General features: G+C 47.7%; 15 protein-coding genes. 4 read left to right on the forward strand and 11 right to left on the reverse strand.

All coding sequences use genetic code 11. From position 1 onward, the window contains the following. Positions 1-29: 29 nt before the first annotated feature. Positions 30-323: a WXG100 family type VII secretion target gene (locus NSQ16_RS16560; RefSeq protein ID WP_003220661.1), complete on the reverse strand. Its 294-nt coding sequence runs from the start codon at positions 321-323 to the stop codon at positions 30-32. A 521-nt stretch (positions 324-844) separates the two neighbouring features. Between NSQ16_RS16560 and adeR the strand changes: the two genes are divergently transcribed. The 3 genes from adeR to NSQ16_RS16575 all read left to right on the forward strand — a co-directional run bounded on the left by adeR (position 845) and on the right by NSQ16_RS16575 (position 4,140). Then, complete coding sequence (gene adeR / locus NSQ16_RS16565) at positions 845-2,113, forward strand: sporulation transcriptional activator AdeR (protein WP_010886604.1); 1,269 nt, start codon at positions 845-847, stop codon at positions 2,111-2,113. Positions 2,114-2,214: 101 nt separating this feature from the next. Further along, entirely contained in the window at positions 2,215-3,351 is a 1,137-nt protein-coding gene (ald, locus tag NSQ16_RS16570) for an alanine dehydrogenase (protein ID WP_327837297.1), read from the forward strand. A 111-nt stretch (positions 3,352-3,462) separates the two neighbouring features. Then, on the forward strand, positions 3,463-4,140 hold the full coding sequence (locus tag NSQ16_RS16575; RefSeq protein WP_003228755.1) for a YukJ family protein: 678 nt from the start codon (positions 3,463-3,465) through the stop codon (positions 4,138-4,140). A 44-nt stretch (positions 4,141-4,184) separates the two neighbouring features. Here the strand turns inward: NSQ16_RS16575 and NSQ16_RS16580 are convergent, their stop codons facing one another. From NSQ16_RS16580 to NSQ16_RS16615, 8 genes are all read right to left on the reverse strand, one after another. Next, positions 4,185-4,394 carry an MbtH family protein gene (locus NSQ16_RS16580; RefSeq protein ID WP_003243183.1) on the reverse strand — a complete coding sequence of 70 codons (210 nt, stop codon included), beginning with the start codon at positions 4,392-4,394 and terminating at the stop codon, positions 4,185-4,187. Between the two features lie 15 nt (positions 4,395-4,409). Beyond that, positions 4,410-11,546, reverse strand: coding sequence for a non-ribosomal peptide synthetase DhbF (gene dhbF, locus NSQ16_RS16585; RefSeq protein ID WP_339232330.1), 7,137 nt, complete (start codon positions 11,544-11,546; stop codon positions 4,410-4,412). 19 nt (positions 11,547-11,565) lie between these two features. Continuing rightward, complete coding sequence (locus NSQ16_RS16590) at positions 11,566-12,504, reverse strand: isochorismatase (protein WP_327837300.1); 939 nt, start codon at positions 12,502-12,504, stop codon at positions 11,566-11,568. Between the two features lie 27 nt (positions 12,505-12,531). Next, positions 12,532-14,151: a (2,3-dihydroxybenzoyl)adenylate synthase gene (locus NSQ16_RS16595; RefSeq protein WP_327837301.1), complete on the reverse strand. Its 1,620-nt coding sequence runs from the start codon at positions 14,149-14,151 to the stop codon at positions 12,532-12,534. Between the two features lie 28 nt (positions 14,152-14,179). Further along, on the reverse strand, positions 14,180-15,376 hold the full coding sequence (gene dhbC, locus NSQ16_RS16600; protein WP_014480724.1) for an isochorismate synthase DhbC: 1,197 nt from the start codon (positions 15,374-15,376) through the stop codon (positions 14,180-14,182). A gap of 25 nt (positions 15,377-15,401) precedes the next feature. Beyond that, complete coding sequence (locus tag NSQ16_RS16605; RefSeq protein WP_160244670.1) at positions 15,402-16,187, reverse strand: 2,3-dihydro-2,3-dihydroxybenzoate dehydrogenase; 786 nt, start codon at positions 16,185-16,187, stop codon at positions 15,402-15,404. Between the two features lie 193 nt (positions 16,188-16,380). Next, positions 16,381-17,250 (reverse strand): ferri-bacillibactin esterase BesA, encoded by an 870-nt coding sequence (gene besA, locus NSQ16_RS16610; RefSeq protein WP_032722448.1) that lies wholly within the window; start codon positions 17,248-17,250, stop codon positions 16,381-16,383. A 213-nt stretch (positions 17,251-17,463) separates the two neighbouring features. Continuing rightward, the gene (locus tag NSQ16_RS16615) at positions 17,464-18,060 is read right to left on the reverse strand and encodes a sulfite oxidase-like oxidoreductase (RefSeq protein WP_327837306.1); all 597 of its coding nucleotides are present in this window, start codon (positions 18,058-18,060) and stop codon (positions 17,464-17,466) included. Between the two features lie 100 nt (positions 18,061-18,160). Between NSQ16_RS16615 and NSQ16_RS16620 the strand changes: the two genes are divergently transcribed. Next, positions 18,161-18,763 carry a BioY family transporter gene (locus NSQ16_RS16620; protein WP_003228737.1) on the forward strand — a complete coding sequence of 201 codons (603 nt, stop codon included), beginning with the start codon at positions 18,161-18,163 and terminating at the stop codon, positions 18,761-18,763. 69 nt (positions 18,764-18,832) lie between these two features. On the opposite strand, the gene NSQ16_RS16625 is transcribed toward NSQ16_RS16620, so the two are convergent. Together NSQ16_RS16625 and NSQ16_RS16630 are read right to left on the reverse strand one after the other, a co-directional pair. Next, complete coding sequence (locus tag NSQ16_RS16625; protein WP_003228736.1) at positions 18,833-20,161, reverse strand: Na+/H+ antiporter family protein; 1,329 nt, start codon at positions 20,159-20,161, stop codon at positions 18,833-18,835. A gap of 147 nt (positions 20,162-20,308) precedes the next feature. Further along, complete coding sequence (locus NSQ16_RS16630; RefSeq protein WP_327837308.1) at positions 20,309-21,811, reverse strand: leucyl aminopeptidase; 1,503 nt, start codon at positions 21,809-21,811, stop codon at positions 20,309-20,311. Between the last annotated feature and the right edge of the window lie 141 nt (positions 21,812-21,952).

Here is a 21,952-nt window from a genome sequence, read left to right on the forward strand (position 1 = left end):
GAATCAGGCGCTCCTTCCCTTTCATACTGTTATCCGCGGATTTGATTTGCGATGTCTTGGTCAGTAGACTCAAGTGTATTTGCTGTTTGATCAAGCTGCTGATTCACATCTTGAAGCAAATCTGACATTTTGATAAATGAAGGTTTGAGCTGCTCGTATTGATCTGCGAACGCTTCGCTTGAAGCACCTTCCCACATGCTTTTCAAATCAGAGATCATTCGGTTTAAACGATCAACCTGATTTAATACTTCTTGGCTTTCAACGCCGTATTGCTTCGCCATCGCTCTTAGCTCTTCGGGTGTGACACGAATTAATCCTGCCATATTCCTCATTACCTCCTGTGCCATCAGCCTAAATATGGGCTAATTCACTTATTTTTAGAACGTCATTATTATAAAAACAGTTTTTCGGCATAGTCAAACAAATATGTTTTAATTTTACAAAATGAGTCCAATGGTTTACCCCGAATCACTTAAAAATTACATATAATGTAAAGTAAATAGGTTTATTTTCTTAATCTCCTCTTCATTCTCCGAATAATCCAAAAGACCCAAATAACTCTCCAACTCCCAAAAAAAACCTTTCAGAAAATTTGATGCTACAGCACCATTTCTGAAAGGTTCAGTTTTTTCTTTCCTTAATTAGTCTCGCCTCCGATGACTTTCTTAGAAGATTAATAGGATAAGCTGTCGTATTATATGAGGCATACAACTGTCCTGCAAAAAGGCGATTACACCGCCAAATGTATATAGAACGTTTCTCTCATGAAATTGTTTTTTTGCTTCTGTTCTTTGTTGTTGATTTTCACAAACAACAACAATCATAATAAAAGGAAGGGGATGAGATGTCAAAGAGAAATCAAGCACGAAAAGTAGGGAGATTTATGACCATGCCGAATGATCCGTTTAAATATAGTTTTGACAGACTTGAAGATGTGGCTGATCATATCAGCGACGTTCTGCGTTGCCCGATCACCATAGAGGATGTTAACCACAAGCTGCTTGCCTACAGTACACACAGCGACTGCACAGACCCTGCCCGGACGTCTACCATTATTGGCAGAAGGGTACCGGAGAAGGTGATTAACAAGTTGTGGAAAGATGGGACAATTCCAGCTCTCTTAAAAACGGACCAGCCGATCAGAGTCAAGCAAATTGATGAAGTCGGGTTGAGCAATCGCGTCGCTATTTCGATTTGGAAAAACAAGCAAGTACTTGGCTTCATATGGGCGCTTGAGATCCAAAAAACATTGTCCGATGAAGATCTGCTGACATTGCAAATGGCAGCAAAAGCAGTGAAAAACAAGCTTCTCAAACTTCAAATCAGAAAAACGAAAAATGAAGAACGCAGCCAAGAATTTTTCTGGAAAATGCTGACCGGACACATCCATCAGGAGGATGATATGGCGGATGGGTTCCATAAGCTTGGAATGGCCGCTCCTTCAGAGTTTTCCGTTATGATCATCCGCATAAATGGCGAGCTGACTGAAAAAATCGAACAGCAGCTGCAATATTTACAGGAAACGACCCAGCAGGTTTACGTGCTGCTGGCGACCGTAGATTCCAATGAACTTATTATATTAACCTCACCCAAAACAGATCATCCTTTTCAAGATTTAAAACAGTTTGCTTTAAGTACGCAAAAACAGCTGAAGGAGCGGTATAAAATAGAAGACGTTTCTATCGCTTTTGGCGGAATATACAACTCTATTTCTTTTGTCTCCCGCTCCTATCAGGAAGCATTGTCCGTCTTAAAAACGAAGGAACGGTTCGCTGAAGAGACCAAACATCTTTTCAGCTTTTCTGAGTTAGGCATTTATCAATACTTAGATGTCTTAAATGAAAAACGTAAACAGGCGGGCCATTATAATTACTCGCTTTCCAAACTGGAACAATATGACCGGGATCACCAGTCAAATATGGTAGAAACACTAGAGCGCTTTATTGAAGCAGACAGCAACGTGAATACCGCTTCTAAGCTGTTAAATATACACGTTAATACGTTGAATTACCGCCTTAAGCGGATCAGCCAGATCGCTGAAATTGATTTGAAAAATGTGAATCAAAAATTCACCATCTATTTAGATATCAAACTTCGGCACATGGATTTGTGAAATTTCACAAATCCATGTTTTTTTATTTTCTTAATCAAACAAAGAATTTTCCAAAATATCAAGCTACACTAAAAATATCACAGATACAGGAGGAGACAGATATGATCATAGGGGTTCCTAAAGAGATAAAAAACAATGAAAACCGTGTCGCATTAACACCCGTGGGCGTTTCTCAGCTCATTTCAAACGGCCACCGGGTGCTGGTTGAAACAGGCGCGGGCCTTGGAAGCGGATTTGAAAATGAAGCCTATGAGTCAGCAGGAGCGGAAATCATTGCTGATCCGAAACAGGTCTGGGACGCCGAAATGGTCATGAAGGTAAAAGAACCGCTGCCGGAAGAATATGTTTATTTCCGCAAAGGACTTGTGCTGTTTACGTACCTTCATTTAGCAGCTGAGCCTGAGCTTGCACAGGCCTTGAAGGATAAAGGAGTAACTGCCATCGCATATGAAACGGTCAGTGAAGGCCGGACATTGCCTCTTCTGACGCCAATGTCAGAGGTTGCGGGCAGAATGGCAGCACAAATCGGCGCTCAATTCTTAGAAAAGCCTAAAGGCGGAAAAGGCATTCTGCTTGCCGGGGTGCCGGGCGTTTCTCGCGGAAAAGTAACGATTATCGGAGGAGGCGTTGTCGGGACAAACGCGGCGAAAATGGCTGTCGGACTCGGTGCAGATGTGACGATCATTGACTTAAACGCAGACCGCTTGCGCCAGCTTGATGACATCTTCGGCCATCAGATTAAAACGTTAATTTCTAATCCGGTCAATATTGCTGATGCTGTAGCGGAAGCGGATCTCCTCATTTGCGCGGTATTAATTCCGGGTGCTAAAGCTCCGACTCTTGTCACTGAGGAAATGGTAAAACAAATGAAATCTGGTTCAGTCATTGTTGATGTAGCGATCGACCAAGGCGGCATCGTCGAAACTGTCGACCATATCACAACACATGATCAGCCAACATATGAAAAACACGGGGTTGTGCATTATGCTGTAGCGAACATGCCAGGCGCAGTCCCTCGTACATCAACAATCGCCCTGACTAACGTTACTGTTCCATACGCGCTGCAAATCGCGAACAAAGGGGCAGTAAAAGCGCTCGCAGACAATGCGGCACTGAGAGCGGGTTTAAACACCGCAAACGGACACGTGACCTATGAAGCTGTAGCAAGAGATCTAGGCTATGAGTATGTTCCTGCCGAGAAAGCTTTACAGGATGAATCATCTGTGGCGGGTGCTTAATTCACAATGAGCTTGCAGAAAGATTTCTGCAGGCTTTTTTATTTTTTAAAAGGAAAAAAGAGACCATTTCACGAATTATGACTATGAAGTTGATCATAAAGGAGGATTCATATGGCTGTTCAGCAATATGGCGTGTTAAAAGGCATAGTCTTAGACATGAAGCGGGAAACAGATGATGACAGTCCTCATTTCCAAGTCAAAATGCTCGGTGAAGAGAATACGTATTACAGGTGCGCCATCAATGTGATGTCCAGTTCTGAGGAATCTGAAGTATTGTATTTGGCTGACGATCAGTTTGATTCGGGCTCAATTACCATCCTTCCGAACATGCCGTATGGATATACAAGGATCAATGAAGCAAACCGTGAAGTGGCACTGGATTATGTGCGGGGCAATTTGTTTGACCCGCGGGAAATGAAGCCTTTGCCTCATGAAATCACAGGACCTGATAATGATTTAAATGATTTTATTGAAACCTATATGAAGAAAGCACAAGATGAGAAAGCGCCGGTTTATATATTCGGTTCAAAATTCGGACCTGAACAGGCTGCAGATAAAATATTCGGCTTTACCCCGACCAACGGAATGCACAATATCCATATGAATCAAGGGAATGCAATGGATACCCGCTGGAAAAAAGACAACGGCTCTTGGCATGACGGGGGTATTCTGATTCAGTTTGCAGATCAGTGGGCCGCTGTGTTTTTAGCGTTTTTATCCCAATCTTGGTGTACGGATGAAAACGGAAACCCGGTCAGAGATTGTGATCATACCCAAACGTCTGCGTAAGATTAGAAAAAGAGACTGCGTCGAGCAGTCTCTTTTTGATACGATTACACATTTTCAACAGTCTTTAGGCTGTTTGGCCTCATATCGCTCCAATGCGATTGGATATAGTCCAAACAAGCTTCACGCCCTTTTTGCTCATGAACGACTGTCCAGCCGCTCGGCACATCTATAAAACCGGGCCATAGGGAATATTGGCCTTCTTCATTGACCAGCACCAAATATGTGCCATCCGCATTTTCAAAAGGATTTGCCATTCTATTTCTCCTCCCTTATTTATGCAACTCTTCCAATTTGACAGCGAGAACCTTGCCGATTTGAGCCAGAGGTTCCGGCTGACATAAATCTTTATGACGGCAGTCGATGTCGATTTGTTCAATCTGTCCGTTAATATAAGGCTTCCACGAGTCAGGTTCAATCGGGTCAAACCAATCAGGTATGATTGTTGATCTGAAAAACAAAACATTTCCACGGAAGGTTTTCGGCTTATAGGAACCTAAAATGCCGACAGAATTGACATACGTATTCTTCAAATTTAAAATGACCGTTTCATCCAGGCTCGCAAGCGCACTGCCGTCCCGGCGAAGAATCTCAATCGCCGCTTCAAAATCTAGCGGTTTGTCCCCTAAGCTGTCTGGATCGTACCCGCCTAACGCCAGAAGGGCAATAAGCGCTTCCTCATCATCCGGTGCCTCTTTTATAGGAAGGAAGTGGTTCGGATAGGCGTCCAGCATCACCAACAGGGATACTTCTTCTCCTTGATTTTGCAGCTGGGTAGCCATCGCTTGAACGACATTCCCGCCCAGGGACCAGCCCAGCAGATGGTATGGGCCTTTTGGCTGGACCGTTCGGATTTGTTTAATGTAATCGGTAGCCATGTCATCAAGTGTTTTCGGAAGCTCCTCGCGCTGCCCGATTCCCCGTGCCTGCAAGCCGTAGATTGGATAATCTGTTCCTATATTGGTCATCAAACCGGCATAACACCAGCTGAGCCCCCCTGCCGGATGAACACAGAATAAAGGAGGCTTGTCTCCACTTGTTCGGAGCGGCAGCAGAACGTCAAGAGCGCTTTGGCTTGATCCCATTTCAAGTCTTTCAGCGAGCCCGGCTACAGTAGGTGCTTCGAACAAGTTGCCGATGCTGAGTTCAACGCCGAGCGCTTCACGAATGCGGCTCATGAGCTGTACAGCAAGCAAGGAATGTCCGCCTAAATCAAAGAAACGGTCATCAATGCCTACACGCGGCAAGTGAAGCACCTCCATAAAGAGGTCACAGAGAATTTCTTCCTGCGGCGTTCTCGGTCCTCGTCCTGTCACTGCCGCTGCGAAATCCGGAGCGGGCAGTGCTTTACGATCAAGCTTTCCATTCGGTGTCAGCGGTAATTCTTTCATCGTCACAAAGGCAGCAGGCACCATGTAATCCGGTAGTCTCTCCGCAGCATATCTGCGCAGTTCCGCCGTATCAAATGTTTCTTCCGAAGGGATGACATAAGCTGCCAACCGTTTATCTCCCGGCTGATCCTCACGAACGATCACTGCCGCATCTTCAAGCTGCGGATGCTGAACAAGCGCGGCTTCAATTTCTCCCAATTCAATCCGGAATCCCCGAATTTTCACTTGATGGTCTGCACGGCCGACATAGTCCAGAGAACCGTCAGCGCGGAGGCGGGCCACATCCCCAGTGCGGTACATCCGGGTGCCTGGAGGACCGAACGGATCAGCTATGAAGCGTTCAGATGTTAAACCAGGCCGGCCTAGATAACCTCGTGCTAACCCCGCTCCTGATACATACAGCTCTCCGGCAACACCCGGCGGAACCGGCTGCAGGCGTTCATCCAGCACGTATACACCAAGATCGGGAATGCCGCAGCCGATCAAGCTGTTTGCCCGTAAAGCTGCCATGCTTCGGTCTAATTCGATATAGCTCACATGCACCGTCGTTTCTGTAATACCATACATATTGATAAGCTGCGGTCTATTTTCAGGGTGGCGGTTGTACCAATCCTCTAAACGGCTGAGTTCAAGCGCTTCTCCGCCAAAAATGACATAGCGCAGACTGAGTGCCTGTCCGAGATCCGGCTGTTCCCGTTCCGCCTGCATAAACTGATAGAAAGCAGACGGTGTCTGGTTCAGAACGGTCACACCCTCTTTGACAAGCAGGCGCAGAAACGCTTCTGGCGATCTGCTGACATGGTGAGGCACGATTACAAGACGTCCGCCATGCAGCAGAGGACCCCAGATCTCCCACACCGAAAAATCAAACGCATAGGAATGGAACATGGTCCAGATATCGTCTGAGCTGAAACGGAACCAGTGCTCGGTCGCTGCAAATAAACGCGTTACGTTTTGGTGAGGAATCATCACACCTTTTGGAACACCAGTTGAGCCGGATGTATAAATGACATACGCCGTATTCAAAGGCGTAAGCGGCTGGATCCGATCCGTATTATCCGGATTCTCTGCAGTGTACGAGTTTAGTTTCTCTGCCAGCTCGGGTTCATCCAGCACAATTTTCGGCACGTTTTCAACTGGCGGAATGTGATTTGCAGCTTCAGTGTTCGTCATGATAAATGCAGGCTGTGCATCTTTTAGCATAAAAGCAATTCGATCAGCCGGATAATCCGGATCAAGAGGGAGATAAGCTGCCCCGGCTTTTAGCACCGCCAATAGGCCGACAGCCATTTCCAACGATCGGGGCAGTGCCAATGCCACAAATTTCTCCGGCCCGACACCTTCACTAATCAGCATTCGGGCAAGCCGGTTTGCTCTTTCATTCAGCTCTGCATAGCTCAGTGCCTGATCTTCATATACAACGGCAATAGCTTTAGGACGTAAAACAGCCTGCTTCTCAAACTGCTCTGGCAAACTTGCGTGCGGAATCTTTTCAGATACACTTTGCCAATCTGTCACCATGCTGCTGCGTTCCTCTGGCGCAAGAATATCCAGATTTCCGATTTGCTCGTCAGGATCAGACTCGGCAGCCTCCAACAGCCGCATCAAACGGTCAGCAAGAGCCTGAGCAGTTTCCCGCTTGAAAAGATCAGTGCTGTATTCAAGCAGTCCTTCCATTCCGTTTGGTGTCCCGTCAGCAAGGCGATCTTCACTAATTTCCAGCGTCAAATCAAACTTAGCAGAACCGACACTGTTGATTCGCAGGCTGCTCTCCATATCAGGAAGATGCAGTTCAGCGTCCGGTGTGTTTTGGAACGCAAGCATGATTTGGAATAAAGGATGCGTCGCACGCGAACGAGCCGGATTGAGCACCTCTACAAGTCTCTCAAACGGCAGATCCTGATTGTCATAGGCGGCCAGATTCACTTCCCGTACTCTGTCTAGAAGCTCACGAAAGCTTGGGTCACCGGACGTATCAGTTCTGAGCACCAATGTATTAATGAACAGCCCTACAAGATCGCCCAGCGCATCATCATTCCGTCCCGCGATCGGACTGCCGATCGGAATATCAGTGCCCGCCCCGAGCCTTGTCAATAAAGCGGCGAGACCGGATTGAAGCACCATAAACAGGCTCACCCTATTTGCGCGAGCCAGCTCCTGCAATCGCTTGTGAAACTCGGGCTCAATACGAAAATGAATCGTATCTCCATCATGACTCGGCTCAGCCGGACGTGAATAATCGGTTGGCAGTTCAAGCTGATCAGGCAGGTTTTTCAAGGTTTCTTTCCAGAAAGCAAGCTGTCCGGCAATCAAGCTATTTGGATCATCCTCGTTTCCAAGCAGTTCTTGCTGCCAAAGCGCATAGTCTGCATACTGCACAGCAAGAGGCGCCCATTCGGGAGATCGTCCGTGGCAGCGAGCCGCATAAGCTGTCCCAAGGTCTCTGGTCAGCGGTGTTAAGGACCAGCCGTCCCCGACAATATGATGGACGAGAAGAAGCAGCACGTACTCGTCAGGACCGATCACAAAAAGCTCGGCACGAAAAGCAGGTTCAGCTGCAAGATCAAAGCTGTAGCGTACAGCTTCGGCAAGCCGATCAGAAAGCTCCTTCTCAGCAATTTCAGTAACATGTAACTCGGGACAGGCTCGATCGGCATCTAAAATATGCTGATAGGATGTCCCCTGTGATTCAGGGAAGATCGTCCGAAGACTTTCATGACGGCGGACGAGGTCATAAAGTGCCGCTTTCAGCAATCCTTGATCCAACTCACCTGACAAACGGACAGCAACCGGAATATTATAAGTAGGACTCGGTCCTTCCAGACAATGCAGGAACCATAGCCGGCGCTGGGCAAATGAGAGCGGGATCTTTTCAGGCCGCTCAGCTCTCTGCAAAGCGGGACGTGCACTCTGCGCCAAATCAAGATGGGCAGCGAGTCCGGCTACTGTCGGTTCGTCAAAGAGCTTGGCGATACCAAGTTCGGCTCCCATTACCTCGCGAATGCGGCTCATCAGACGGGCTGCAAGAAGAGAATGGCCCCCAAGCTCGAAGAAACTGTCATCGATACCGACGCGTGCCAAACCGAGAACCTCTGCAAACAAGTCACACAATATCTCTTCCTGAGGAGTCCGCGGGGCCCGATCACTGACAGATGTGCTGAAGTCTGGTGCCGGCAGTGCTTTCCGGTCAAGCTTGCCATTAGGTGTTAACGGCAGCTCGTCCATCTCCACAAACGCCGACGGTACCATATAATCAGGAAGACTGGCCCCCATATAACGACGAAGCTCTGCAGTATCAATAGCAGCATCAGCGACTACATAAGCCGCCAATCGTTTGTCTCCCGGCTGATCTTCCCGTACGACAACCGCGGCCTGTTCAATGTGCGGGTGATTGGCAAGCACGGCATCAATTTCTCCAAGTTCAATTCGGAATCCGCGAATTTTGATTTGATGATCCGCCCGCCCGATATAATCCAAAGACCCATCGGCGCGCCAGCGGGCCTGGTCTCCGGTCCGATACATCCGAGTTCCCGGCGGTCCGTATGGATCTGCAACGAAGCGCTCCGCCGTTAAATCAGGGCGATGGAAATAACCTCTGGCCAAGCCGGTGCCTGCAATATAAAGCTCTCCTACAACGCCCGGCGGCACCGGCTGCAATCCATTATCAAGCACATACACCTGCGTGTTCCAAATCGGTTTCCCAATCGGAGGAACGCCCTTCAGCCCTTCTTCAAGAAAAGCTGCGGCAGACCAAATCGTTGTTTCAGTGGGACCGTATAAGTTCGTGACTGAACAATGAAGGTCTTGAAGCGCCTGCAAAAGACCGCTCGGCAGCGCCTCGCCTCCTACAAGCACTCTAAGCCCCCGAAGTTTCTCAGGTTCACTCGTTACCAAAGCGTGCCACAGTGTCGGTGTCGCCTGCATGATGTTAATATCGAAATTTTCAATCATTTGAGCTAATGCCTGCGGCTCACGGATCGTTTCTTTCTTTGCGATCACAATTTGCGCTCCGCTAATCAGCGGAAGATATAACTCCAATGCTGAAATATCAAAAGCGACAGTCGTCACAGCCAACAGCCTGTCTTCTTCTCCTAGAGAAAATGCCTCCTGCATGGACAGCAGAAAATTGCTTAAGCTTTTCTGTGTCACAACGACTCCCTTCGGTCTTCCTGTTGATCCTGAGGTATAGATGATATACGCGGGATGGTCAAGAGAAACCGATACATCCGGATTTTCCGGCGAATAGCGTTTTATAATCTCCTGTGTAACAGCCTGATCAAGCACAAGCTCCGGTACAGCCAGGTTATCAGGCAGACTGGCTGCTATTTCCTCAGTCGTTATGATGCATGAAGGTTTCGCATCCTCCAGCATGTAAGAAATGCGGTCGGCTGGAAACTCCGGATCAAGGGGGAGATACGCCGCACCAGTCTTGAGCACACCAAGCATTGAGGCCACCATCTCAGGGGAACGCGGCAGCGCCAAAGCGACAAATTGCTCCGGACCAATCCCTTTTTCGATCAACAGACGCGCGAGGCGGTTTGCCTCTTCATTGAGCTTTCGATAGTTGACTTGAATGTCATCACACATGAGAGCGATACGTTCTGGCGTAAGAACTGCCTGCTTTTCGAACATGTCCTGAAGGCTGACCAGCTTCTCAGATTTTGCCGTCTCATTCCATTTAGAAATGACTTTTTCTTTCTCCTCTGGCAACAGAAGCTCCATTTGCCCAATCAGCATGTCCTCTCCGGGAGAAGCCGTTTGCAGCAGCTGCAAAATACGCCGCTGATGAAGCTTAATATCAGACTCACTGTATACCTCGGGATTCGCATCAACATCAATTCGCAGCCCGCTGCCGTCTGTTCTGTCATATACATTGATTGATAGATCATCAACAGGACCGGCTGAAAGATTATGCGTTGTGCCCCGGGCGCCGGCAAAGTCGAGACCGTAATCAAACGGCATAAGATTGATTTGAGGGCCAAATAATCTATGATTTTCTCCTATCAATTTCAGATCGCGCCGAAGCTCTTCATGGCGATACTTATGATGTCGCCGAATGCTGCGGATTTCCCGGGAAATTTGCTGAATCAGTTCAGAAAAGCTCATCGAAGAGCTTACCGTCAGCCGGAGCGGGAGAAGGTTCATCACCATAGCCGGTACATTCAGTGACGCGGACCCTATCCGACCCATCATGGGCAGGCCAAGCACAACATCCTCAGAGCCGGTCATACGGTGCACATAAACAGCTGACACCGCAATCATGACTTCATGCCAGCTTCCTGAGAAATAGCGCGCCGCTTCTTTTAACGCGTTTACATCAGACGGAGGCAGATATGCCGTATGACGAAGAAAACTGTTAGATGTTCTCGGCTCCCGATCAGCCAAGCTTACAACTTCAGGTGCATCTGCAAAACGGTCCAGCCAGAATTGACGATCCTTCTCATACTGCTCTGATCCGCGATAATCTGTATCCTCCTCCAAAATGGCCTGGAGAGACCCAAAGGAACGGCTTTTAGCTGTTTGTCCTTTTATAAGGGCAGTATATGTACTTGCCACGCGCTGGGCTAACAGGGAAAAACCAAAGCCGTCGATCGCTATATGATGAATGCGCTGATACCAAAAGAAACGATCAGGCCCGGCAATAAACAGAGCTTCATTGAACAAAGGGTCATACCCTAAATCAACCGGCTTTGCTAAATCAGCTTTCATCCAGTTTAATGCTGTTTTTTCCGGATCAGGCTCAGAGCTGACGTCAATGACGTGCAGCTGTACATCCGGAGACGGGTTTATCATCTGCCAAGGCCCGTCCATATTTTCACCGAAGCGGACATGCAGCGATTCCGCTTCCTTGATCACGTGCCGCAAAGCTTCTTCAAAAAGAGCAATATTGATTGGGCCATTGATTTCTATATATTCCGCAGTATTGTAAATTGGATTGTCCGGATCAAGCTGTTGAGCAAACCATATGCCAGTTTGCGCCCCGGTCAAAGAATATTGAAGATCTTTTGTATCAGGCATCCGTTTGTTTACCCTCCTTTTATAAATAATCCGCGTTTGGCAGCACTTGCTGGCTGCGGGTTGTGAGCAAATTCTGCCATTCTTCGATCGTTGGGCGTTCAGCCAATTCCACGAAAGTCACCTCTGCCCCTTCACGGCGCCATTGTTCCACCAATGTCATGATCCTTACCGAATCAAGACCACGATCGAGCAAATCCTCTTGATCTGTGATGTCTTCCGGTGTTTCTTGTAGAAGCTCAGCAATTTGTTTACGGATATTCTCACATGTAAACACGTTCTTTTTGCCAGTGTTTGCTGACGTTTTTTGAACGTCTGCCGGCGCATTTTGCAGCTGATCAAGAAGACTGTCAGTCATCACGGTAAACGCACAGCGTCCAGCCGCATATTCCAGCGCCATTTGATGTTTTTCTAATGAAAAATCAGCAACTGCATCTCCCACAAAAAAGGCTTTAATATCCTCCATAAATGCTTCACATGCTGTAACAAGACAGCCGATATGGGCGTAAATTCCTGTAATGATCAGCTGATCGCGTCCCTCTTTGCGCATCATTTCAAGCAGATTCGTTCTCTTAAACGCGCTGTATCTCCATTTTGTCAGCACAAGATCATCATCCTCTGGTGCCAGCTCGGTTATAATTTTCTCCTCATAAGGACCGCTGTTTAATCCCGGGCCCCAAAAGTCTGTCAGCAGCGCACGGTCATCCGGATTTTGGCTTCCCGGCTGTGCGGTATAGACAACAGGAATCCCAAGCTGAACACATTGATTCTTCAGCTTTCGTATATTCGCTGAAAGCTCTATTACCGGAGACGCTCCCGCTGTGAAAGCATCGACAAAATAGTTTTGCATATCGTGTATTAACAAAACAGCCCGATTTGGATCAGGCACCCATGATACTTTGTTTTGCGGCATATCAGACGCTGTCGGCATTTGATACGGCTGAATGGCAGGTATAGCCATATGAACACTTCCTCTCAAATTGTTGATTTATTTTTTTGACCCTGCAAGAAGTTTCTCGGAAATGGCTTCACGAAGAGCCTTTTTGCTTACCTTTCCTACCCCTGTCTGCGGAAAGGATTCGACAAATTCAACTCGGTCAGGGATTTTATATGCCGCCAGTCCGCGCTCTCTCAAAAATGCTTTGAGCTCTGCGGCTTTTGGGGCTTCATCCCTGGGAATAATGAACACACAAGATCTCTCGCCAAGAAATTGATCAGGCATGGAGACCATTGCCGCATCATGGACAGCCGGATGCGCCAGCAGATGATTTTCTACCTCTTCAGCCGCAACCTTTTCTCCTCCACGGTTAATTTGATCCTTCGCCCGGCCTTCAACGACAATATAGCCGTCTCGTGTCAGCCTGACGATATCACCCGTACGGTAAAAACCGTCCTCAGTAAATGAAGCGGCGTTATGCTCTTCTGCCTTATAGTAACCTCGAATTGTATACGGTCCCCGCGTCAGCAGATGGCCTGTTTCACCAGGTTTTACGTCGCGATCCTGATCATCCCAAACACGCACTTCATCATATGGGGACATCGGTTTTCCTTGGGTGTTGACAATGATCTCCTCAGGATCATCCAATCTCGTATAATTGACGAGACCCTCTGCCATTCCGAACACCTGCTGCAGCGTGCAGCCGAAAACAGCTTTTACCCTGCGCGCGGCTTCAGCACTAAACTTGGCACCGCCGACCTGCAGCACTTGAAGGCTGGATAAATCATCACGGCGTGAGGATGCCGCATCCATCCATACCATCGCAAGAGGCGGAACAAGAGCGGTTATCGTGACCTTTTCCCGTTCAATTAAAGGAAATGCGTTATCTGGACTTGGAGAAGGAGATAATACCACTCTTCCTCCAGCGTATAATACGCCGAGAACGCCGGGTGAGCTCAGCGGATAATTGTGTGCCATCGGCAGCGCGGCCAAGTACACCGTGCTGTGGTCGAGCCAGCAGACCTCCACACTCCGCTTCAGGCTGTATATGTAGTCATCGTGGGTCCTCGGAATCAATTTCGATAGCCCGGTGCTCCCGCCAGAAAGCTGGAGGAACGCCACATCCGATGATTTGACTTCAGGCAGTTTTACAGGTTCTGTATGCAAATCCTCGAGCGGCAAAAATTCCTCTGCCTCACCTGCGACAATGATGTTTTTCAAAGTCGGCAGCTTGCTTTGAACCTGTCTGGCAAGCGAACGGTAGTCAAAACCGGAATAAGCGTCGGGAATGATATATGCAGCCGCTTCAGCAAACTCGCAAAAATATGTAATTTCACTGCTTCGATGAGAAGGCAGTGCGAAGACTGGAAGCGCCCCCAGACGGAAAAGCGCGAAAATGACTTCAAAAAACTCTTTGATATTTGGCAACTGCACCACAACACGATCCATCTGTTGAATGCCGAGCTTTTGAAATCCGGCAGCCAGGCGATCAGCCCTTGTGTCAAGCTCTCGATAGCTCCAATGGGTGTTTCCGCATGTAATGGCAATGCGATCACCATATTTGGCTGCCCGGTCCCTTAACAAATCTCCAAACGTCTCACCGGCCCAGCAGCCGTTCTTTCGATAGGTCTCAGCTAACTCATCAGGCCAAGGCGTAAATCCTTTCAGCATGTTGTATCCCTCCAGCAATTCATTCTGTTCATATGTGATCCACGCCCATTGCCCGCAGCATTGTCCGAAACTTTGCGGACGTCTCCTGAAGCTCGTCCTCAGGCTTTGAACCGGCCACAACACCAGCTCCAGCATACAGGCGGAGTGAGCGTTCTTCTGCTTCTGCACAACGGATGGTCACGATCCATTCTCCGTCACCGGCATCGTCACACCATCCGACCATGCCGGTAAAGAAACCGCGGTCAAATGGTTCAATGCTGAGAATCGCTTCTCTTGCAAGATCAGTCGGTGTTCCGCAGACGGCTGGCGTCGGGTGGAGCGCCGCCGCCAATTCAAGTGCGGTTACAGACGGATCGGAAAGCTCTCCCTTAATCACGCTGGACAGGTGCCACATCGTTTCCGTTTTGATCAGTGAAGGCTTCTCCGGAACCTCCAGCGTCCGGCAGAAAGGTCTCAGCGCTGCCGCAACCGCGTCAGCGACAACCGCGTGCTCATGAAGATCCTTTGCGGAAGAAAGCAATTCAGCTGCCCGGCGCTGGTCTTCAACAGGATCATTACTGCGCGGCCTTGAGCCGGCTAATGGGTTGGAAACGACCTGTGTTCCCATCCTTGAAACGAGAAGCTCCGGACTTGCTCCGAGCAATGTTCGGCGGGGAGACGTTTCCTCCTGACTGGACACGTCTGCGGCAAACGTGTAGCCATGCGAGTTATGCTGAGCCAGATGGCGAAGCAATTCATCCGTCTGAATCGGTTCAGGCGATGTCAAATGCAGCGATCTGGACAGAACGATTTTGCTGAGTGTTCCATCGGCAATGCGTGTCAGCCCTTGTTCAACACCATTTTTATAATCCTCAGGTTCAGGAACAGGCTTTATGTGGTATGTATGCCCAGCCTGCTGTTCCTTTTCCTCATGATCAAATTGAAGCGGTCCTGACCAGCGCACTTCTTCAGGTACAACGAGCCGCGCTGCTTTTACTTGATCAAAAGGAACGGCCCCGACAACAAGCGGCCGGCTTTGCCCTGATTGTTTTGCCTGACGCAGCGTCTCTGCAATTCGGCCAGAAAGGGTTTCCATTTGGTTTTGCCCGTCTGCCTCCGGTACGATTTCACATATGCCTTTCGCTAACAGTACACGATGAGGAGACGCTAAGAAAAAGGCGCCCGGCTGATATTCATGAAGCAAATGCTCCGCTTTTGTTTCTGTTATAACGTTTTGATCCAACATTCTCATGAACCTCCTTTAAATTCAGTTACACGCCTAAGGTCGCGCCGCCATCTACGCATAAATTATGCATCGTAATATGCCCTGCCTGGCCAGAAACCAAAAAGAGCACCGCATCCGCAATATCCGAAGGCTTGGCTAGTTTTTTGAGCGGGATCCCTGTTTTAAATGTCTCAAGTGATCCTTTTATGACTTGCTCCGCTCCATTCTCGTCGGCCCATAATGACCACTGCATGTCAGTTTCCGTTGATCCGGGAGATACAATGTTGCAGCGAATATTGTATTCTGCAAGCTCAAGGCCAAGGCATTTCGTAAACATCACAGCCGCAGCCTTTGAAGACGCATATGCCGCCATAGATGTTCTTGGTACACCGGCAGCATTCGATCCGACTGTTACAATCGAACCTGATCTTCGGTCCATCATATATTTGCTGACTGAACGCGAGGCGTTAAATACACCAGTCGAATTCACTGAGAACGTCGCCTCCCATTCCTCATCGCTAAGCGAATGGATCAGTCCCGGGCGAAGGACACCCGCTACATTCACTAAAATATCAATCGGCCCCATTTCACGTTCGATGCGCGCCGTGATCTCGTCAATCGCCGCGCTGTCTCTCACATCCGCAGGAAAAGCTTCTGCATGGCGGCCTTCTGCTTTGAGGCTGCTCACAACCTTTTCCAGCTTTTCAGGATTATAATCAACTGCCGCAATATGTGCGCCTTGACTGGCAAGCGTCCGCGCAACAGCTTCGCCTATTCCTTGGGCAGCCCCTGTTATAAAAGCAATGTTTCCCTCTATACTCTTTGCATTCATATCATCAATTCCTTTCTTCGCTCTAAATGCCGAACAGACATCCAGCGAAAAAGACTGCTGCGCCTTGAAAAACGCAATCTATTGATAATGATTATCATTATCAACTATAAAAATAATCATATCCAAATGTCATGTGACAGTCAAATATAATTTCAGTGACAAATATTTTTTTAAAGGCAAGGCTGAGTATGTCTCAGCCCATTGATAGATGCGGTCCGTCAGGGTGAAGCGCAAAACGCAGCGCCCTGCTGACCAAAACTGGAAGAACTGAAATATGTCCTTCTCCTGAAAACTCGCAAAATTCTGCCCGTATGCCTTGTTCAGATAAAACGGCCAGCCGCTCATAAAGCTCCCTCGCATTGTCGTTCATCCGGCTTTTATGATGCTGCTCCAATTCTCCTGCGGCAAGCAGGATATTGATAGGCTGATTGTTTGTCTTGGTGAGAGAGACGAAATGGTCCGTTTTCTCGAGAATAAACGGTTTATTCCAATGAATGGACGGACTTCCTGCGATATACGTTTGAAACGCATCGGGCTTTGTTAGCAGCACCTGCAGCACGAAAAGCCCTCCGAGCGAATGGCCAAAGATTGTTTGTCTTTTTTTATCAATCTGGTAATCTCGTTCTATCTCCGGTTTTAAATCCTCTTCAATAAATCTGAAAAAGCCCTCTGCTCCGCCATGCTCCGGCCATTCTCTGCCGTCGGGCCTTTCCGGCAGCTTCGATTGGGCTGTTGGCATTGTAAAATCCCGGTGGCGTGCTGAGGAGAACGGCTCCGCTGTCTCATAGCCAATGCCGACGATCACTGCAGGGATCACCCCGGTTTTTTCTGGTCGGCGTCCCTGTATTCGAACGGCTTCCGTCATCGTTCCGAAGACAGAATTGGCATCCAGCAGATAAATCACAGGATAACCAGCGGGTGGCGGCGGCGTACTAGGTTTCGAGATAAAAATGTGATAGGTACGGTTTTCATTGCGTGAAGACATCATACGCACTTCCGTACCAGGAATCGTAAATGCGTTTGATGTCCCGCCATTTGTCCGGTCTGTTGTTTGTTCTTTCATGCAGTACGACATTCCTCTCCTTAAACTAAACCGCAATGTATGATAATGATTTTCACTATCAACTAGACACCTCAAATAATAGGTTTTCTTCCAAAGAAAGTCAACTTTTTCCCGAATAAAAAAGGCACCTTGATCAAATAAGGTACCTGCAGACTATCAATATGGAAGTAAAAGCCTAATAAAGATGCATATTGTCCTATTTGAAATAGAACCTTAATCCCATGTAAACCTTTGATTTTGCCAAGGGTCGCCTCTCATGTGATAGCCATTCCGCTCCCAAAAGCCAGGGTGATTTTCTTTCGTAAATTGGATGCCGCGCAGCCACTTGGCGCTTTTCCAAAAATACAGATGCGGAAATACACCCCGCAGCGGAAAGCCGTGTTCAAGGGTTAAAGGTTCGCCATTATGCGCATAAGCCAGAAGGGAAGTTTCCGCTAAGAAATCATCAAGCGGCAGATTGGTCGTCCAGCCCTCTTCAGCATGTAAAATGACGTAGCCCGCTTCTTCTTTTACACCCGCTTTTTCCGCTATATCACAAGCCCGCACGCCTTGCCACACATTATCAAGCCTTGACCATCCCGTGACGCAATGAATGTCGTTTTTCGATTCATACCGTGGAAAGGCTTTGACATCTTCAAAGCTTAGCAGCATCGGATGGTCAACCAAACCGTATACTTGAAGATTCCATTTCGTCATATCTTCGTAATATGGGACATCTCCGGTATGAAGCACAGGAAATGAAGTGGTGACGTTTTGATTTGGCGGCACTCTTCCAGATTGATCGGACTGTCTTGTTTTTCCGAAATACATATGGGCCTCCTTTTTGTTAACCTAATTTAAAATCATGTTGACAATCTTTTTGTTCTTTATTACTCTATGATTGTGTATGTCAACCTAAGGGGGAACAACGATGAAACAACGTAAACTTCGTGCGGGAGATATGGCGCTGATTGGCATGTTCGCCGCACTTATGGCTGTCGGGGCCAACATTACATCAGTAGCACCCTTTTTACAAGTAGCCGGCATTCCGCTTTCGATGCAGCCGTTTTTCTGTCTCTTGGCAGCTTTGCTTCTTGGCAGCAAACGGGCAGCGATTGCCATGATTGTATATGCACTTGTGGGATTGGCCGGAGCGCCTGTGTTTGCTCAATTTTCAGCAGGCTTCGCACCGTTTGCAGGGAAAAGCGGCGGGTTTATTATCTCATACATTCCGGCAGCATTTGCAGCGGGATGGTTTTTAGAACGAAACATTCAGCCAAGTAAAATTCGATTTCTCATTGCTTCACTTATCGGAACGGCGATCATGTATCTCATCGGCACTACCTATATGTATCTTGCACTGAAGCTGTGGATTCATACGCCAGTGAGCTACGGCACGGCTTGGGGCTTTATGATTTGGTTTATGGTAAAAGATACAGCGCTGGCTGTGATACTGTCGTTTATCGCACCAGCAATCTACCGCTCTATTCATAAAGCAACCGGCTTTAACAGAAATCACATATCATCTACGTAAAAACCGTTCTATTGGACGGTTTTTTTATCATAACGAGAAAAGGCTCCCCAGTAAAGGGGAGCCTTTTTCCTATAAAACAAGCGCTGCAATCCAGCCAAAGATGACAAGCGGAATATTATAAAATATAAATGTCGGCACACAAGTATCCCAAATGTGGTGATGCTGGCCGTCCGCACTCAAACCTGAAGTCGGTCCAAGCGTACTGTCACTGGCAGGTGAACCGGCATCGCCAAGCGCAGCAGCAGCCCCGATAATCGCAATCGTTGCCATCGGGCTGAATCCAAGCTGCATGCATAGAGGCACGAAAATGGTTGTGATAACAGGAATCGTCGCAAAAGAAGATCCGATCCCCATTGTAATTAATAAGCCGACAATGAGCATCAGCAATGCGCCCAAGGACTGACTGTGTCCGATAAAACCAGCTGACGTTTTGACCAGTGACTCGACATCTCCGGTTTTCGTCAATACGTTTGAAAACCCGGCTGCAACAAGCATGACAAAGCCGATAAAGGCCATTAAAACCATTCCATCAGTAATCAGTGAGTCCGCTTCATCACGCTTCATCACACCACTGACAAACAGAACAATCAGACCAGCGAGCGCCCCCATAATCATTCCTTCTACTCCCAAAGTCTGAGATAAGTAAAGCTGGACGCCGAGTGACACAACAATGGCTAGAACCGCGATACCAATACTTTTTCTCGTATATGGCGATGCTTCTGCACCTGAAATGTCTTTTGTTTCATATTGTTTCGGTTTACGGTATACGATCACTGATAAAATAAGGCCGACAACCATACCTGCAACTGGAATAATCAGTGCGTACGGAATGTCAGCAAGCGGAACGTTTAACCCGGCATCCGCCATATTGTCCTTCAGCATGCCTTGGAAGATTTGGCCGAAACCCACCGGAAGCAAAATATAAGGAGCCGTTAAGCCAAATGTAATTACACACGCGATCAGACGGCGGTCCATTTCAAGTTCATTAAAGATTTTCAAAAGCGGCGGAATCAGCACCGGGATAAACGCGATGTGAACCGGAACGACGTTTTGCGAAAAACAAGATACAATTAAAATAATCAGCACAATCAGCACCTTAGACAGTGCTTTTTTTCGAGAATCTTCTTTATTTCCGATTAATTTAACGGAGGCTTCCACCATTGCGTCCGGAAGACCTGTTTTCGTCAAAGCGGCGGCAAACGCGCCAAGCATGGCATAGCTAACTGCAACGGTGGCATTTCCGCCGAGACCGTCTGTGAAAGCTTTAACCGTTTCGCCAAGACCGAGCCCGCCTGTTAACCCGCCGGCCAAGGCGCCTATAATTAATGCGATAACAATATTGACACGCAGCAGGCTTAATACAAGCATAAGCAGGACTGCGATGACGACTGCATTCATGATGATACCCCTCCAAAAATCCTTTAGTTTGCTAATGTAGTAGATAAATAAAGTACGAACGTATCGTATCATAACCGATCCACTTTAGTCAACTAAAGATTCCAGAAGAAAAAAATCCCTGCCTCATCATACAGCAGGGATTTTTCATTACTCGTTTTTATCTTCTTCCAATGTAAATCGCTCCGCAAGTGTAGCCAGTGTTCTTGCCATAACGCCAGTAGCCCCGGCCGGCCCGAAGCAGGTTGCTTTATTGGCAGTCGCTGTTCCTGCAATATCAAGGTGAACCCAAGGTGTTGACTCAGCGAATTCACCAAGAAACGTTCCAGCCATAATCGCATGCCCTTCGCGTCCCGGCGAATTGCTGAGATCCGCCATTTGGCTGCTTTTCACGCGTTTTTTATCCTTCTCTGTTATCGGCAGCTGCCAGATCGCCTCGCCGCACTCTTGTGCAGCATCAGCTACCTGCTGGTAAAAGCTTTGATCATTTGTCATTGCACCGGTTGTATCTGTTCCTAATGCCACAACGACGCCGCCGGTAAGCGTAGCTACATCGACAAGAACTGACGCGCCATGCTGTTTCGCGTATGTAATGCCATCTGCAAGCACTAGCCTTCCTTCAGCATCCGTATTAAGGATTTCTATTGTTTTTCCGCTTAAAGATACGATCACGTCATCCGGCTTCATGGCCCCGCCGGAGATCATATTATCGGTTGATGGAATAACGCACAGCACGTTTTGCTCAGGACGAAGCTCTCCGATCGTTTCCATAGCCCCGAGAACCGCAGCTGCTCCTCCCATATCTGATTTCATGCCGACAATTCCAGATTTCGTTTTAATGGAGTAGCCGCCTGTGTCAAAGGTAATTCCTTTCCCGACTAGTCCGACGACGTCTTCCCATTCCTTTTTGCCCTGATATTTCAACACAATCATTTTCGGCGGTTCGGTGGAGCCTTGGTTTACCGCAAGTATTCCGCCCATACCGAGCTCTTCCATCTCTGATTTCTCCAATATCTCACACTCAAAATCATATTTCGCCGCAAGCTCTTCAGCATACGAAGCAAGGTCAGTCGCTGTCAGCATGTTTCCCGGCATATTCACCAGCGTTCTAGCCGAATTTGTCCCTTGTCCGTATGCCTGGCCGACGCGAAGCCCTGCCTGCACTTCCTGTGTATCTTCATCTGTTACAACATACACGGCTTCAATTTGTTTGTCAGGCTCATTTGATTTGTGCTTATAATCCTGCACCTCATAGGAAGCAAGCAGGCAGCTCTCAGCTAAAGCATGAGCGGCATCGGCTGGAGGCACGTCTTCCGAAATAAACGTATCAAGCAGAACAGCAGTTTCTTGTTTTCGATCTTTATGAATGGCTTGAAAAACATGAGCAAAACGTTCCTTCGCCTGTTCAAACGAATAATTTGCTTCTCTCCCCAGACCAACGAAATAAATCCGTTTCATACCCGCAGAAGATGGAGGGAATACTTTTGATACTTGATTCGGTTTCGCAGAGACATCACCCTCTTTTAAAAGCTGTGTCAGATGGCCTTCGAGCATTTCATCAATTTCCAACGCTTTTCCTGTCAGCTGGCTTTTTTGAAAAAGCCCGACCACAAGGGTTTCTGTATGCTCTGATTGTTGAACCGCATAAAACATGAGGCTTACACTCCTAACGTAATGGGTATTTGTAATGAACAATGGTATAATAGGAAAAACATTCTTTCCACTATACTTATTTTAACAAACAACAGTCTAAGACTTGCTTTTTTCTTTTGAAACACGAAGGATTTTTCAAAT

The organism is Bacillus sp. PS108 (assembly GCF_037963335.1).
GTDB classification, from domain to species: Bacteria; Bacillota; Bacilli; order Bacillales; family Bacillaceae; genus Bacillus; species Bacillus subtilis.

Excerpts from the sequence above, each read along its gene's own strand:
- NSQ16_RS16560 (WP_003220661.1), bottom strand. The coding sequence starts at position 323 with ATGGCAGGATTAATTCGTGTCACACCCGAAGAGCTAAGAGCGATGGCG.
- NSQ16_RS16620 (WP_003228737.1), top strand. The coding sequence starts at position 18,161 with ATGAAACAACGTAAACTTCGTGCGGGAGATATGGCGCTGATTGGCATG.
- NSQ16_RS16580 (WP_003243183.1), bottom strand. The coding sequence starts at position 4,394 with ATGGCAAATCCTTTTGAAAATGCGGATGGCACATATTTGGTGCTGGTC.
- NSQ16_RS16605 (WP_160244670.1), bottom strand. The coding sequence starts at position 16,187 with ATGAATGCAAAGAGTATAGAGGGAAACATTGCTTTTATAACAGGGGCT.
- NSQ16_RS16630 (WP_327837308.1), bottom strand. The coding sequence starts at position 21,811 with ATGTTTTATGCGGTTCAACAATCAGAGCATACAGAAACCCTTGTGGTC.
- NSQ16_RS16625 (WP_003228736.1), bottom strand. The coding sequence starts at position 20,161 with ATGAATGCAGTCGTCATCGCAGTCCTGCTTATGCTTGTATTAAGCCTG.
- ald (WP_327837297.1), top strand. The coding sequence starts at position 2,215 with ATGATCATAGGGGTTCCTAAAGAGATAAAAAACAATGAAAACCGTGTC.
- NSQ16_RS16595 (WP_327837301.1), bottom strand. The coding sequence starts at position 14,151 with ATGCTGAAAGGATTTACGCCTTGGCCTGATGAGTTAGCTGAGACCTAT.
- NSQ16_RS16615 (WP_327837306.1), bottom strand. The coding sequence starts at position 18,060 with ATGTATTTCGGAAAAACAAGACAGTCCGATCAATCTGGAAGAGTGCCG.
- dhbF (WP_339232330.1), bottom strand. The coding sequence starts at position 11,546 with ATGCCTGATACAAAAGATCTTCAATATTCTTTGACCGGGGCGCAAACT.
- dhbC (WP_014480724.1), bottom strand. The coding sequence starts at position 15,376 with ATGTTGGATCAAAACGTTATAACAGAAACAAAAGCGGAGCATTTGCTT.
- besA (WP_032722448.1), bottom strand. The coding sequence starts at position 17,250 with ATGAAAGAACAAACAACAGACCGGACAAATGGCGGGACATCAAACGCA.
- NSQ16_RS16575 (WP_003228755.1), top strand. The coding sequence starts at position 3,463 with ATGGCTGTTCAGCAATATGGCGTGTTAAAAGGCATAGTCTTAGACATG.
- adeR (WP_010886604.1), top strand. The coding sequence starts at position 845 with ATGTCAAAGAGAAATCAAGCACGAAAAGTAGGGAGATTTATGACCATG.
- NSQ16_RS16590 (WP_327837300.1), bottom strand. The coding sequence starts at position 12,504 with ATGGCTATACCTGCCATTCAGCCGTATCAAATGCCGACAGCGTCTGAT.